The organism is Methanotorris igneus Kol 5 (genome assembly GCF_000214415.1).
Taxonomy (GTDB): Archaea; AGJL01; Methanococci; order Methanococcales; family Methanococcaceae; genus Methanotorris; species Methanotorris igneus.
On record NC_015562.1, the window covers coordinates 775,500 to 790,105 of the forward strand.

Annotated in this window: 12 protein-coding genes and 1 tRNA gene; 9 read left to right on the plus strand and 4 right to left on the minus strand. The window is 33.4% G+C overall.

Features of this window, described 5'->3' with window-relative positions:
* Positions 1–88: 88 nt before the first annotated feature.
* Positions 89–568, plus strand: coding sequence for a beta-class carbonic anhydrase (locus METIG_RS03745; RefSeq protein WP_013798910.1), 480 nt, complete (start codon positions 89–91; stop codon positions 566–568).
* Positions 569–995: 427 nt separating this feature from the next.
* Complete coding sequence (locus METIG_RS03755) at positions 996–3,074, plus strand: formate dehydrogenase H subunit alpha, selenocysteine-containing (RefSeq protein ID WP_013798911.1); 2,079 nt, start codon at positions 996–998, stop codon at positions 3,072–3,074.
* 297 nt (positions 3,075–3,371) lie between these two features.
* On the opposite strand, the gene pdxT is transcribed toward METIG_RS03755, so the two are convergent.
* The 4 genes from pdxT to dph2 form a co-directional block, all read right to left on the minus strand.
* A complete protein-coding gene (pdxT, locus tag METIG_RS03760; RefSeq protein WP_013798912.1) occupies positions 3,372–3,932 on the minus strand; it encodes a pyridoxal 5'-phosphate synthase glutaminase subunit PdxT in 561 nt (186 codons plus the stop codon).
* A 113-nt stretch (positions 3,933–4,045) separates the two neighbouring features.
* A tRNA-Leu gene (locus METIG_RS03765) sits at positions 4,046–4,133 on the minus strand.
* Between the two features lie 392 nt (positions 4,134–4,525).
* A complete protein-coding gene (locus METIG_RS03770) occupies positions 4,526–4,924 on the minus strand; it encodes a secondary thiamine-phosphate synthase enzyme YjbQ (RefSeq protein ID WP_013798913.1) in 399 nt (132 codons plus the stop codon).
* A 1-nt stretch (position 4,925) separates the two neighbouring features.
* A complete protein-coding gene (dph2, locus tag METIG_RS03775) occupies positions 4,926–5,885 on the minus strand; it encodes a diphthamide biosynthesis enzyme Dph2 (protein WP_013798914.1) in 960 nt (319 codons plus the stop codon).
* Positions 5,886–6,214: 329 nt separating this feature from the next.
* Between dph2 and thiC the strand changes: the two genes are divergently transcribed.
* From thiC to rplJ, 7 genes are all read left to right on the plus strand, one after another.
* A complete protein-coding gene (gene thiC, locus METIG_RS03780; RefSeq protein ID WP_013798915.1) occupies positions 6,215–7,495 on the plus strand; it encodes a phosphomethylpyrimidine synthase in 1,281 nt (426 codons plus the stop codon).
* A gap of 166 nt (positions 7,496–7,661) precedes the next feature.
* Positions 7,662–8,816 (plus strand): L-serine ammonia-lyase, iron-sulfur-dependent, subunit alpha, encoded by a 1,155-nt coding sequence (locus METIG_RS03785; protein WP_013798916.1) that lies wholly within the window; start codon positions 7,662–7,664, stop codon positions 8,814–8,816.
* A gap of 9 nt (positions 8,817–8,825) precedes the next feature.
* Positions 8,826–10,445: an archaeosine synthase subunit alpha gene (gene arcS, locus METIG_RS03790; RefSeq protein WP_013798917.1), complete on the plus strand. Its 1,620-nt coding sequence runs from the start codon at positions 8,826–8,828 to the stop codon at positions 10,443–10,445.
* A gap of 14 nt (positions 10,446–10,459) precedes the next feature.
* On the plus strand, positions 10,460–10,921 hold the full coding sequence (locus METIG_RS03795; protein WP_013798918.1) for a hypothetical protein: 462 nt from the start codon (positions 10,460–10,462) through the stop codon (positions 10,919–10,921).
* A 17-nt stretch (positions 10,922–10,938) separates the two neighbouring features.
* Positions 10,939–11,838, plus strand: a complete 900-nt coding sequence (gene mmp11 / locus METIG_RS03800) for a methanogenesis marker protein 11 (protein ID WP_013798919.1) — start codon at positions 10,939–10,941, stop codon at positions 11,836–11,838.
* A gap of 498 nt (positions 11,839–12,336) precedes the next feature.
* Positions 12,337–13,440, plus strand: coding sequence for a tryptophan--tRNA ligase (locus tag METIG_RS03805; RefSeq protein ID WP_013798920.1), 1,104 nt, complete (start codon positions 12,337–12,339; stop codon positions 13,438–13,440).
* Positions 13,441–14,059: 619 nt separating this feature from the next.
* Positions 14,060–14,581 carry a 50S ribosomal protein L16 gene (gene rplJ, locus METIG_RS03810; RefSeq protein ID WP_013798921.1) on the plus strand — a complete coding sequence of 174 codons (522 nt, stop codon included), beginning with the start codon at positions 14,060–14,062 and terminating at the stop codon, positions 14,579–14,581.
* The last annotated feature ends 25 nt before the right edge of the window (positions 14,582–14,606 follow it).

Genomic DNA, 14,606 nt, shown 5'->3' on the forward strand with positions numbered 1-14,606 from the left:
CGACTAAATTTAAATATTGGATATTCAAACATTCATTATCCGTAAATTGAAATTTTAAAATTAAAGATTATATATTACTCGTCACAAAATGATTTTGAACACAAACGGAGGGATAAATTTGGGGAATGTAAAACCTAAGAAGAAACTTGCAATAGTTACTTGTATGGATGCTCGTCTTGTAAATTTCCTATCTGAAAAATTAGGAGTAAAAAGAGGAGACGCTAAAGTTATCAAAAATGCAGGGAACATAATAACTGATGATGTAATAAGGTCTCTTGTTGTTGCAATTTATTGTTTAGGTGTAGAGAAGGTTATGGTTGTTGGGCATACGGATTGTGGAATGAAATCCATTGATGTTGAAGAAATTAAAAAGAAGATGATTGAGAGAGGGGCTAACCCTTACTTCACCCCAAACCTCAAATGTTGGTTAGGTAAGATTGACGATGAAGAAAAAAATGTAATTGAAGGTGTAAATATAATAAAAAACCATCCTGCAATTCCAAAGGACATAACTGTTGAAGGATATCTGATAGATGTTGAAACTGGAGAACTCAAAAAACTTTGCTAATATCAATTTTCATTTTTCATCCAATTTTCTATAAATAAAATTAATATTCTAATATTTTTAATCTTTAATCCTATATTTTTGAATCTTTTATTTATTTTATAGTTGTGTGCGCTAAGAGTTTAGGCGAAAACTCCTGCGGAGTTTTCGCTGCTCGAAGCTTCGCTTCGATGAACATAACTTCAATAAAATTTATGAGGCATTAAACACTCAATTTTAAAAATTTAAAAGGGAATAATGACCACTTAAAATTTTACAAGTTTATAAATTAATTTAAAAATTAATGGCAAGATCCATAGGATTTTGCCGTATATATTTTACCATTAGTCGCTCTACTCCATGGCACCCGCCACTCTGCGAACCCTCTTGGGAGCAGGTGGCGAAAAAAGACCCAAAGGCTTCCCAATTACAAAAATAATGGTGATGGATTATGAACTTAAAATTTGTCCATACAATTTGCCCATACTGTGGAACTGGTTGCGGGGTAGATTTAATTGTAAAGGATGGGAAAGTTGTAGGAACTTATCCATTTAAAAGGCACCCTATAAATGAGGGAAAAACCTGCATTAAGGGGAGTTATTGCTATGAATTTATTCATAGCAAAGATAGATTAAAAAAACCATTAATTAAAAAGAATGGAGAATTTGTTGAAGTTACTTGGGATGAAGCATTGAATTTGATTGCAAGTATGTTAAAAGAATATTCCCCAGACGAAATTGGATTTTTCTCATCTGCAAGATGTACAAATGAAGACAACTATATTTTCCAAAAATTTGCGAGGGCAGTTATAAAAACTAACAACATAGACCACTGCGCAAGGCTTTGACACTCTGCGACTGTTGTAGGTTTAGGGGAAGCCTTTGGGTCCGGTGCCATGACAAACTCAATTGAAGATATTGAAGATGCAGACTGTATATTAATAATTGGTTCTAATACCTTTGAACAACACCCATTAATCGCAAGGAGAGTTGTTAGAGCAAAGGATAAGGGAGCTAAGGTAATAGTAATTGACCCAAGAAAAACACCTACCGCAAAAAATGCCGATCTATTCCTCCAAATAATCCCAGGAACAAATGTAGCGCTTATAAATGCAATGATGCATGTAATTATAAAAGAGGGACTAATTGATGAGGAATTCATAAAAAATAGAACAAAAGGATTTGAAGGGTTAAAAAAAGTTGTGAAAAAATACCCTCCTGAATATGTTTCAAAAATCTGTGGAGTTTCTCCTGAGTTAATCATAAAGGCAGCAAAAATGTATGGAAGTGCTGAAAGAGCATCAATACTTTACTGTATGGGAGTTACTCAATTCACATCGGGTGTAGATGGAGTAAAAGCATTATGCAATTTAGCAATGATAACTGGAAATATAGGGAAGAGGGGAACTGGAGTTAATCCACTAAGAGGGCAAAACAACGTCCAAGGAGCTTGTGATATGGGTGCTCTACCTAATGTATTCCCCGGTTATCAAAAAGTAAATGTTGCCTACGAGAAATTTGAAGAATTTTGGGGAGTTGAGTTGAACCATGAGCCAGGTTTATCAATTCCTGAAATGATTGAAAATGCAGGTAAAGATATAAAATGTCTCTACATAATGGGAGAGAACCCGATGGTATCAGATCCAGATATTGGGCATGTTGAACATGCTTTAAAATCCCTTGATTTTCTGGTAGTTCAGGATATATTCCTAACTGAAACTGCAGAATTGGCCGATATTGTCCTTCCAGCGGCATGCTGGGCAGAGAAAGATGGGACATTCACGAATACAGAGAGGAGAGTACAAAGAATAAGAAAAGCAGTAAATCCACCAGGAGAGGCATTAGAAGATTGGATAATAATCAAAAAACTTGCAGAAAAGATGGGATACAAAGAGTTGTTTAATTACAACTCACCAAGAGAAATATTTGAGGAGATTAGAAAAGTAACACCTCAATATGCAGGAATTACCTATGACAGATTAGTAGTTGATGGTATACAGTGGCCGTGTAAAGATGAAAAACATCCAGGAACACCAATTTTACACACTGAGAAGTTCTTAACTCCAGATGGTTTAGGAGTTATCTTCCCAGTTGAATACAAAGAACCTGCAGAATTGCCAGATAAAGAATACCCATTCATCCTAACAACCGGAAGAATAATATTCCACTATCACACAGGAACAATGACAAGGAGAAGCAAGCACATAATAAACGAAATAAACGAAGGATTCATGGAGTTGCACCCAGAAGATGCTAAAAAATTAGGCATTAAAAATAACGAGTTAGTTAAAGTATCATCAAGAAGAGGAGAGGTTGTTGTAAAAGCGAGAATTACTGAAGATATTAAAAAAGGAGTGGTATTTATGCCATTCCACTTTGCAGAAACTACCGCAAATATACTAACAAATACTGCTCTTGATCCAAACTGTAAGATTCCAGAACTTAAAGTATGTGCTGTAAAGGTTGAAAAGGTTAATCAATCATCCAGAAAAAAAGATGTCAAACAAAACGAAACATCCTATTCATTTTGATGAAACTTTATTCTAAAAGTTTCTTTCAGAATTTAAGTGTGCTGTGAAAGTTGAAAAGATTAGTTATAGTCGTGTGCGAAATAGTTGAATAACCTACGGTTATTCAACTTCCCTGCAACCGAAGGTTGCAGTGGATTTTTAAACTTATTTATGCATTAATGAATTTTTAAATAATCATTATCCTTCCTTAAAATTTGAAATAATGGATAAATCTTTAAGAATTTATCAATAGTATATTTCCAATTTCTAACGCACACGACTATAATTTTAACCTAATTTATTTTTCAATATTTGTTTTTATTTCTTAACAACCTCTTCAACAAAATACTTATAAACTCTATATCCATCCTCTGAAAGTTCTGGGTGGAAAGATAATCCTACATATTTGCCTTCTCTAACTCCCACAATCTTATCATCATCCATTGCAAGAACTTCAACATCATCGCTCAATATTTTATCAACAACTGGAGCTCTTATAAACACAGCGTGGATTTTCCCTACACCTTTCATCTCAAGGTCTTTTTCAAAACTTTCCCTCTGACTTCCGTAAGCATTTCTTTTTATAGTTACATTCATTAACTCCAATAATGGTTGTTTTCTACCAGTTCCTTTCGATAAGAGAACCATACCTGCACAGGTTCCCAATATTGGTAAATCAGAATTCTTTAATGCATCCATAAACCCGTATTTAACCATTAACTTACCCATTGTTGTGCTCTCTCCACCTGGAATAATTAACGCATCTATGTCTTTTAAATCTTCAACAAATCTAACTCTTTTTGCTTCATAACCTGCTTTTTTTATCGCTTCTTCGTGTTCTTCAATAGCCCCTTGAATTCCTAAAACACCAATTATCAAACTCTCACCTTCAGTTTTAATTCAATTTAAAAAACGCTAAAGGTGTATAAAAATTTTAGCAAAAAAAGAACGATATATCTAAATTTATCAATTTAGATGCCTAAAATTAAAAATGGTGCAGGGGAGGGGATTTGAACCCCCGAACCCCTTCGGGACCGGATCTTAAGTCCGGCGCCTTTGGCCAGGCTTGGCGACCCCTGCACAACCCATGTCGGCACAAATACAATACTCAAAACTATTATATATACTTTTTGGTTTTGTGTGCTTTTATAACACAACTGTAAAATTTTTTAGCTCAATTCAATTGAATACATTGATTATAGTAGTTCTGCAATTTAAAAACACATAACAAACTTTGAATTTAAATTAGAATTTGTTAAACAATCTTCAAATTGAAATTTACGCTAAGTATTATAGTCGTTTGCTGAATTTTGTTAGCTATTTAAACATAATATATCAGAAAGTTTTGTCACTGACTATATAGTAACATTCACAGAACAACTATACACAAAATAGAAAAATTGTAAAAACATATAATTTTAGGAATATCTACGTATTTTCTATATTATCTATCATTTTAAAAATCTAAAAGATTAACCCTCTATGACCTTGACATAAAAATTCCTATGTCTTGGACCGTCAAATTCACAGAAATAAATGCCCTGCCATGTTCCTAAGAGCAATTTCCCATTTGTAATTATAACCGTCAAAGAACATCCAAATGTGGAACTCTTTATATGAGCATCAGAGTTCCCTTCTATGTGTGTAAATGGATAATCCCTTGGGATTTTATCTTTTAGGAATGCTATTATATCCCTCCTCACAGAAGGATCGGCATTCTCGTTTATAGTTATGGCTGATGTTGTGTGGGGAGTAAATACTACTACCACCCCTTCCTTTACATTTGCTTTTTTAACACTTTCCTCAACATAACTTGTTATATCAATCATCTCTTCTCTTGAATTTGTTTTTATCGAATATTTGAAGAGCATACTATCCCTCAAAATCCTCTTTCTTTATTTCATCAAATACATACTCAAATTCTCCCTTTATTAGCATTTCTAACTCCTTTGGAGTTAGTATTGGTTTGTCATATAGAGCAGAATCATCCATCACAATTCTCGGACATGCAACTATTACATACGCATCAACATCATAAATTAAGGATTGGGGAGATAGACTATTTACAACAATCGATATATAATCAATACCAGCATTTTTTAATAAATCCTTCACATATTCAAAGATTTTCTTTCTACATTGTCCTTTTTTTGTAGATAAAACGATACCAATTTTCTTTGGGGGATTTATCACCAACTTTGAGATTATGCCAATTCTCCTCTTAATCAATTTGTTTATCTCATCCTCTTCAATGGACGAAATTTCCCTTGTTGCTGGGTTGTAAATAGTTACTGACTTTTTTATTTTGTATGCAATCATCAGCGGATGAAACCTCCCAGTTCCAACAAATAAAACATTGCCTTCTTTATTTATTTCTGCTCTACATCCCAATATAATGGTAGGGTTGTATTTTTTTAGAAGTTCTTTGTATTGGATTGTTGTTGCTACAGTGGTGATGTTTTTCTCTTTTATAATATCCTCAATATCTTTTAGTATTTCATTTTTCTCTTCTTCATCAAAAATATGATAAACTGGGACAAAAATCGTTGGGATTGAAGGTTTTGCATATTCTAACTCCTCATGCCCATAGTGGATAATCAAATCAATTCCTAAATGTTTAACTTCATTATCAACCAAATCACAACCACCAAAGCACGTTCCTCCCCAAATCATCAACTCCAAACTTTTTCCCTTCTCATCAAAATATTTTTTTATTTTCTCAATCTCTTTCTCAACATCCTTCTTTAATCCTTCTGGAGCTTGGAATAAAATTCTTTTTGCATTTCTTTTTTCTATCTCGTTAATGATTCTTTCAGTTTCTAAGTTCCACATTTTACCACTCCATGCTTAGGAATAACCATTGTAAAATAATCATATAGCATATGTATCAAAATTAAATGTTAAGTTTTGTTTTTTTTAATTACTTTAATAATGATTAAAAAGGTGATAAGGATAATTCATATATGTAAATATTTAAATATATAATGAGAATTAGGTTATATTAAGGGTATAAAAATAATATTGCCAATGTTTTTATAAGTTAGATTTATATATTTAATTTAGGGATAGTGGTAAGAGATAGAAAATTTTTATTTTTTGCCGTTTATGGGTTTTTGGTTCATTTTCTTGATTTTTCATAGGGATTATTGGAAGTGATAATTATGACACAAATGATCGATGCTAAAAACGGTATAATCACAAAAGAAATGGAATTCGTCGCAAAGGAAGAAGGTATAGAAGCTGATAAATTGAGAAGATTGATTGCAAAGGGATATGTTGTCATTCCAAAAAACATAAACAGAGACACAAAACCAGTAGGTATTGGAGAAGGGTTAAGGACAAAGATAAATGCAAATATAGGGACTTCCCCAGATTTCGTGGATATTGATTTGGAAGTTAGAAAGGCAAAGATTGCCGAAAAGTATGGGGCAGATGCAATAATGGACTTAAGCACTGGAGGAGACTTGAAAAAAATTAGAAAGGCAATAATGGAAGCAACAAACTTACCAATTGGAACAGTGCCAATTTATGAGGTTGGTGTTGAGGCAAAGAAAAAGTATGGTAGAGTTGTAGATATGGATGAGGATTTAATATTCAATGTTATAGAAAGGCAGGCAAAAGAAGGCGTTGACTTTATGACCTTGCATTGTGGAATAACAAAGGAGAGCGTAGAGACGCTTAAAAAAAGTGGCAGAATAATGGGTGTTGTTAGCAGAGGAGGATCATTTTTAACCGCCTACATACTATATCATGGAGAAGAAAATCCACTCTATAAGAACTTTGATTATTTGTTGGATATACTCAAAGAATATGACGTGACCATAAGTTTAGGAGATGGTATGAGACCGGGATGCTTGGCAGATAATACCGATAGGGCACAAATCCACGAACTCATTATATTAGGGGAATTGGTTGATAGATGCAGAGAAAGAGGCGTTCAATGCATGGTTGAAGGACCAGGACATGTGCCACTAAACAATATTGATGCAAACATAAAGATACAAAAGAGCATCTGCAGAAATGCCCCATTCTATGTTTTGGGGCCAATTGTTACTGATTTGGCTCCAGGATATGATCACATTACTTCAGCAATAGGAGGAGCTTTTGCAGCATATTTCGGAGCTAATTTCTTGTGCTATGTAACCCCTTCTGAGCATGTTAGGATAATGACTGAGGAGGATGTTAAAGAGGGAGTTATAGCAGCAAAAATTGCCGCTCAGGCAGCAGATGTTGCAAAAGGAAATGCGAAAGCATGGGAAAAAGAAATTGCAATGGCACATGCAAGGAAAAACCACGATTGGGAAAAGCAGTTTGAGTTGGCTATTGACAAAGAAAAACCTAAGAAGATGAGAGAAGAGATTCCTTCAGTAGATGAAAAGGCATGTAGTATTTGTGGAGAATATTGTGCATTGCTTATGGTTGAGGAATTGGGGAAGAGATAAATGCAAACGAAGTGAAGTAATGCATCCTTCTTAAATGAAACCTTTTTAATTAGCGATATGAGATATTTTCTTGATAAAACTTTTTACATCTTCACAATTGAAGAATTTAAAATAGAGCTTGTATTTTTGAGAAATTTTTAAAGCATAAAAAGTATTGGTGTCCCTTATGGACAAAAAAGAATTAATGACAAAAATTTTAAAGAAAGAAATTGTTAAAGCTCTTGGATGTACAGAAGTGGGATTAATTGGTTATACTATTGCTCTATGCAAACCAGAGAATCCTTATGAGATAGAAAAGATAAATTTAACTCTCGACAAGGGGACATTTAAAAACGCATTCTCTGTTGGAGTGCCAAACACAAATGGTTTTGGAATTTTGCCAGCGGTTGTTGGTGGGTTATTAGGAGATGCGGAGAAAAGATTGCTAATTTTTGATGGGATAGAATACAGCAAAGAATTGGAAGGTTATATAAAAGACAGGTTAAAAATTGATGTTGTTGATGGAGACATATACTGCAAAGTTGTAATAAAAACCAAAAATGGAGAGACAAAATCAACTGTAATAAAAGGTAGTCATTTAAATACAAAAGAAGAGGATGAAGAATTAAAAAATGCATTTAAATCGTTGGGTTTATCTGATTTTTTGGAATATATTGAAGACATCCCAAAAGAAGTTGAGGACATAATATTAGAAACAATAGAAACAAATAAAGAACTTGCAAAGAGTGAATATTTAAAACTTGGGAATGATGAGCTTTCGTATATTGTAGAAAAAACTACATCAGCATGCTATGAGAGGATGAAAGGAACTAACAAACCAGCGATGGCAATTGCAGGTAGTGGGAATATGGGTATAATGGCAACGATGCCAATTATTGCATATCATGAAATAAATAAAGGCAAAGATATTGAAAGATTAATAAAATCCCTAACCTTATCTGCACTGGTAACAATCTATGCAACCTACCACTCATCCTACATCTCCTCAATGTGTGGGTGTGTGAATAGAGGAGGTTTAGGAGCTTTGTGTGGGTTATGCTATTACATCCACGGAAATGATACAAATAAAATAACAGAGGCAGTAAAAAGCTTCACAGCAAATTTAGTGGGCATTATATGTGATGGAGGAAAAATCGGATGTGCATTAAAACTTGCCTCTGGATGCTTTGCGGTTTATAGTTCTTTATTTGCAGAAGTTCCTCCAAATAATGGTATTGTTGGAAAAACCTTTGAAGAATGTGTCAAAAATATAAGTAGAATAGGACATGCAATGAAACCCGTTGATGATGAAATTATTAATATCCTCAAAAACAAAAAATAAAGTGGTAAAATGCTTGAACCCATAGCTTATGATATAGGAAGAGTTTGCAAAGATAAAAGTGGAGTATTAACTCCCAACCTAATAGATATTGAGATAAAAACACCAACAATAAAAATGCCGTTTGATACTCCAAAAGAGATTGTGGGGATTTTTGAATCATCATTTGTTGAAAAAACAACATACAAAGATGAGGAGATAACCTACCAAATTATAAATGTTGGGAAGCATGTTGATTTGTTAAAGATAGAGGACGTTGATTTGTATATAATAGCAGATAGCAGGAGGTTAATTGAAAGAAAAGAACTCTTAATCATTCCAAAAATAAGGGAAAAAATCTCTCCGAATTCAGGCATATATTTCCCATCTGCATTACCTTATGAAATACCACTTCTTGTTTATATGGGTGTTGATTATTTTGATGACATCTCTGCAAAATATTACGCATCCCTTGGCTATAAATTTACAAAAAATCGCCTAATTAAATCCAACGATGATTTTGAAACACTCTACGCACACAACAAAAAAATAATAGACGAGGTTTTGGAGGAAGTAAGATACTGTATAAAAGAAGGGTGTTTAAGGAATTTGGTAGAGGAAACAGTAATATCCCACCCACATTTAAGGGCAAATTACAGAAGATACAATCCAGATTTAAGGAACATCCCATTATCAAAAGGCAAAAAGATTATCGTTTGTATAGATGAAACAAGAATCCCAGAGGTTAAAAAATACATTGAAAGAGCTAAGAACTATGAGCCATTTACAAATGTCGTTGTTCTCCTTCCATGCTCATCAAAAAAGCCCTATTCTACATCCAAATCACACAAATTCTTTATAAATGCAATAAACTCATCTAAAATGGTTGTAGAGGAAGTTATATTAACATCTCCTTATGGTTTAGTGCCAAGGGCATTGGAGGGCGTTGTTAATTACGATATCCCAGTAACTGGGGAATGGAGTAATGAAGAAGTAGAGTTTATAAATGAATGTCTAAAAAACTACATAAAAAAGGTTAAAGAGAAATTTGGGGATGCTATAATTATCTCCCACTTACCAGAACATTATTTGGAGATTTTGGATTTAGATGATTACATAAATACTGCAGTTGATGGAAATCCACTCTCAGATGAATCCCTGAATAGCTTAAAAGAAACTCTCAAAAAAATAAAAGAGGAACATAATATAAACCTAAAAAAGAAAGAGCAAAAAATACACAACTACCAACAATTGGCAAAGTTCCAGTTTGGAGTCAATTTTATTCCAAACGATGTTGTTATAAAAGAAAGACCTAATAAAAGATTCCTCATAAACAAAGATGGAAAATTAGTTCAAATTTGCTCATTAAATGAAAATAATGGTCTATTTGTCTTAACTTTGCAAGGTGGAGAATTACTTTGGGAGTTGAGTAGAAAAGATTCTTTATATGTAGAAGTCAACTATGACATAAGAAAAGGAAGTTTATTTGCTCCAGGATTTAAGGACTGCAATGAGAATATATCTGTTAATGATGAGGTTATTTTAATAAAGGATGATGAAGTTGTTGGTGTTGGCAGAGCATTGATGAGCGGTTTGGAAATGAAAAAGGCTAAACATGGGGCCCTCGTTAATATAAGGCATGTTAAGCCCTGATTACGAGGGAAATCATGGAAGAGATGGACCTTAAAAAAATAGCAGAGCTAATTATACTAAAAGATAAGGATTTTGAAGAAAAGGACAAACTAAAAGAACTGCTTGTTAAATACGTAAAAATCCGTGATGAAATTGGAATACTCGAAAGTATCCTTGAAGATTTTGAAGAATTGGACATTAAACTTAAGAACTTAGCAAAAGACATTGAGATAACTGAAAAACTTTTAGATAAGTTGAATAAAAATATAAATATTTCAAATTATAATGAAATTAAAAAACTTTTTAAAAAATTTAAAAGTATTGAAATTAGTTTAGATGAATCTTCAAGATGGGATATATACCATAAAATTGAAACTTTAAAGAAAGACCTCGAAGATGTTGAAAGACAATTAGAATTTGCAATTCTAAACTATGCCATAGCAAAAACTGGTAATGATAATTATTTAGAGCTTATGAGGTATTTAGAAGAACGTTAAGGTCGATGGTGATTTTTATGGAGGATTTGTATTATAAAAGGATTGTTGCAATGGTTGATAAAGGACTCAACTTAGTGGAATTAGTTGAAGAACATCCCTGCCCAAATGGAGCAGAGTGGGTCGTCTATCAGTATCAAAGAACATCTCCCTTAATTGTCTCAGCATGGAGAGAGGGAAATAAGCACCATTTTGTCACAAAGATTGGAAAAGCAGAGTTAAATTTAATTCCCTCACTATCTGCCGCTGGTATTGAGGAAGTGTTTTTAAAGGGTGATAATGTCCACATAGTCCATGCTGGATTAGCTGGAGCTGGAGTAGGGGCGGAGATGAGAAAGAAGGCAGAGAACGTAGTTGATGTAATAATCCACCAAAAGGGTGGAGGTTCAAAATTAGGAAAAGCAGAAGTTATAACACCAAAAATGGAAAAGGTTATTGTTGGGATAGATGATACTGATACAAAAGAGGAAGGAGCCACATGGGTTTTAGCTAATGAAATTGGTAAGGTCGTTGAAAAGAAGGGTTATGGGTATTATATGGACCATACAATTGTTCAACTCTATCCAGGAAATCCAAACAAAACACAAAATTGTGTCTCTATTGCTTTAACCTTTGCTGTTTATCCTAAATATAAATACAAAATTGATGATTTAATAAAAAAAGAGTTAAAGGAAAAGAGTTTGTCTGATGATACTGCTATGGCAATATACTATGGGATAACCCCATCAAAGAGTATGAAGTTATTTACTTTGAGAGCAAAGAGGGAATTGGTTTCAATAGAGGACGCGAGAGCAGTTGCAATGCAAAATGACATAAGAATTATTAAAGTTAATGGTGAAGGCGGAATTATTGGGGCAGTTGCTGCCTTAGGTCTTGCTGAACACCATGACATTGCTGCAAAATTGCCTGAAGATATATAAGAAACCTTTAAAAAAGGTTTCATCCAAATCGGATGCATTGCTTCGCTTCGCTCAGCAATGCCTCTTAGATATATTATTTGGCAAAACTGAAAGTTTTGCCGTAATTGTTGTAAATTCTTAAAGATTTATACCTTATTTCAAATTTTAAAGATGGATAAATGTTATCTTAGAAATTCATTAATGCATAAATATAATGGCAAAACGTTTTACCGTATATCAAACAACCATAACCAAAATAAATTTTTTAGACGTTTGATGAAACACAATAATTACATAAGTTAAAAAATATTCAAAAACAATCTTGTTGAAAGCAAATAATCATTCCTAATGCGCAACTATACCCGTTTCGCTCGGTGATGCCTCGTAAATTGCTTTATAACTGTTATCACTTTGCTTGGCATCTCTCCTTATAGTATTTCCATTGATAATATTTTTCTATATTCCTATAACCAATAAAACACACCTTTTTTAGATTAAAAATTAATTAGAGGTGGAACGTTGATAACTCCATGGGATGTCTCAGATAACATCGACTACAAAAAAACTATGGAAAACTTTGGGATAAAGCCCATAAATGAAATCATTAAGAACATTGAAAATCCCCACTACCTAATGAGAAGAGGGATTATTTTTGGGCATAGGGATTTTGAAAGAATCATTGACGCAATGAAAAATAAAAAGAAATTTGCCGTTGTTAGTGGAATGATGCCATCTGGTAGAATGCACTTTGGGCATAAGATGATTGTTGACCAACTCCTCTACTATCAGGATTATAACGCAGAGATCCACATTCCGATAGCAGATATGGAAGCGTATGCAGCAAGGGGTATGGACTTTGAAACCACAAAAAAACTTGCGGTTGAGGAATATATAACAAACTACATTGCACTTGGATTAGATCCAGAGAAGATAAATGTTTACTTACAATCAAAATACAACAAAGTTAAGGATTTAGCATATATACTATCAAAAAGAACAAATTTAAGTGAGATGAGGGCAATTTATGGGTTTGGTGGAGAGACAAATATTGGACACTTATTTGCTCCTTTAATTCAGGTTGCAGACATATTGCATCCGCAGTTGGAGGACGACCTAAAAACAAGTAGGGGAATTCCTGTTGTTGTGCCAGTTGGTATTGACCAGGACCCACACATAAGATTAACAAGAGACATTGCAAATAGGGCAAAGGAATACAAATTCATCCCACCATCCTCAACATACCACAGGTTCATGACGGGACTCTTAGGAGGAAAGATGAGTTCATCAAAACCAGACACTGCTATATTCTTAACAGATGATGAGAAGAGTGTTAAGAAGAAAATCATGTCATGCAAAACAGGAGGAAGATCAACATTAGAGGAACATAAAAAACTTGGTGGTATTCCAGAAGAATGTGTGGTTTATGAACTCTATGCATACCATTTAATAAAAGATGACAAAGAACTCTTAGAAATCTATGAAAAATGTAAAAAAGGAGAACTAACCTGTGGAAAATGTAAAAAATACTGCTATGAGAAAATTGTTGAGTTTTTAAAGGACTTACATGAGAAAAGAGAAGCGGCAAAAGAAATTGCATACAAGATCATCAATAACCAACTATAGCCGTTTGTGTTATAAATTAGATGAAAACCTTAGGTTTTAGTTGAATAATTTATGATTATTCAACTTCCCTGCAGCTATAGGTTGCAGTGGACATTATAGTTGTGTGCGTTAGAATTTAAATATACCTATTAAATAAATTTTTGGAAAATTTAGGGATTATTTCAAATTTTAAAGAAGAATAACTACCATTTGAAATTCATTAATGTATGGATAATTTCAAAAATCCACTGCAACCTTCGGTTGCAGGGAAGTTGAATAACTACGTTATTCAACTATTCCGCACACAACTATACTCAAACCTTCGTTCGATAACTACAATCCATAATGAAATTAAAAGTACAAATAGACTTTATACTTTGAATTATAACTAATAATTTGTTGCCCTTTAAAAAATTTGTTATGTTAAAATAACTAACAGTGGTCAAATATAGTCGTGTGCGGAAATGATATACGGCAAAACTATGTTTTGCCGTTTATATTTATTTCGACAAAAGAAAGATTTATATATCAAAAAATTAATAATGATGGCGATTAGGAGTTTGACATTTGAGATACATTAAATTTAAATAAAATCATAACTTTAATAGTAAACACGTAACAAAAGTATGGAGGAATGATTATGGCATTGAGACCAGGTAAATGCTACAGAGGTGTAGATAAACCACCATACACAAGAAAAGAATACATAAGAGGGGTTCCACAACCAAAAATCGTCCACTACATAATGGGAGATCCAAGAAGAGACTTCCCTATACAAATGAGCTTAGTTGTTAAGGAACCTGTCCAAATAAGACACAATGCCTTAGAAGCTGCAAGGGTCGCAGGAAACAAATACTTGATGAAAAAATGCGGTAGAATGGGATACAGATTCCAAATTAGAGTTTACCCACACCAAGTTTTAAGAGAGCACAAAATGGCATGTGGAGCTGGAGCAGATAGGATTTCAGATGGAATGAGGTTAGCATTTGGTAAACCAATTGGAACAGCAGCGAGAGTAAGAAAGAACCAGCCAGTCATAACAGTTTGGGTAGACCCTGACAAAGTCAACGATGCAAAAGAAGCTTTAAGAAGATGTGCAATGAAACTCCCTGTTTCATGTAAAATAGTAATTGAAAAAGGGAAAGAATTAATTAAACAATAAAATCAATATTTTATTATTTTTTATC

Excerpts from the sequence above, each read along its gene's own strand:
- rplJ (WP_013798921.1), top strand. The coding sequence starts at position 14,060 with ATGGCATTGAGACCAGGTAAATGCTACAGAGGTGTAGATAAACCACCA.
- thiC (WP_013798915.1), top strand. The coding sequence starts at position 6,215 with ATGACACAAATGATCGATGCTAAAAACGGTATAATCACAAAAGAAATG.
- dph2 (WP_013798914.1), bottom strand. The coding sequence starts at position 5,885 with ATGTGGAACTTAGAAACTGAAAGAATCATTAACGAGATAGAAAAAAGA.
- METIG_RS03785 (WP_013798916.1), top strand. The coding sequence starts at position 7,662 with ATGGACAAAAAAGAATTAATGACAAAAATTTTAAAGAAAGAAATTGTT.
- arcS (WP_013798917.1), top strand. The coding sequence starts at position 8,826 with ATGCTTGAACCCATAGCTTATGATATAGGAAGAGTTTGCAAAGATAAA.
- METIG_RS03745 (WP_013798910.1), top strand. The coding sequence starts at position 89 with ATGATTTTGAACACAAACGGAGGGATAAATTTGGGGAATGTAAAACCT.
- METIG_RS03770 (WP_013798913.1), bottom strand. The coding sequence starts at position 4,924 with ATGCTCTTCAAATATTCGATAAAAACAAATTCAAGAGAAGAGATGATT.
- METIG_RS03795 (WP_013798918.1), top strand. The coding sequence starts at position 10,460 with ATGGAAGAGATGGACCTTAAAAAAATAGCAGAGCTAATTATACTAAAA.
- mmp11 (WP_013798919.1), top strand. The coding sequence starts at position 10,939 with ATGGAGGATTTGTATTATAAAAGGATTGTTGCAATGGTTGATAAAGGA.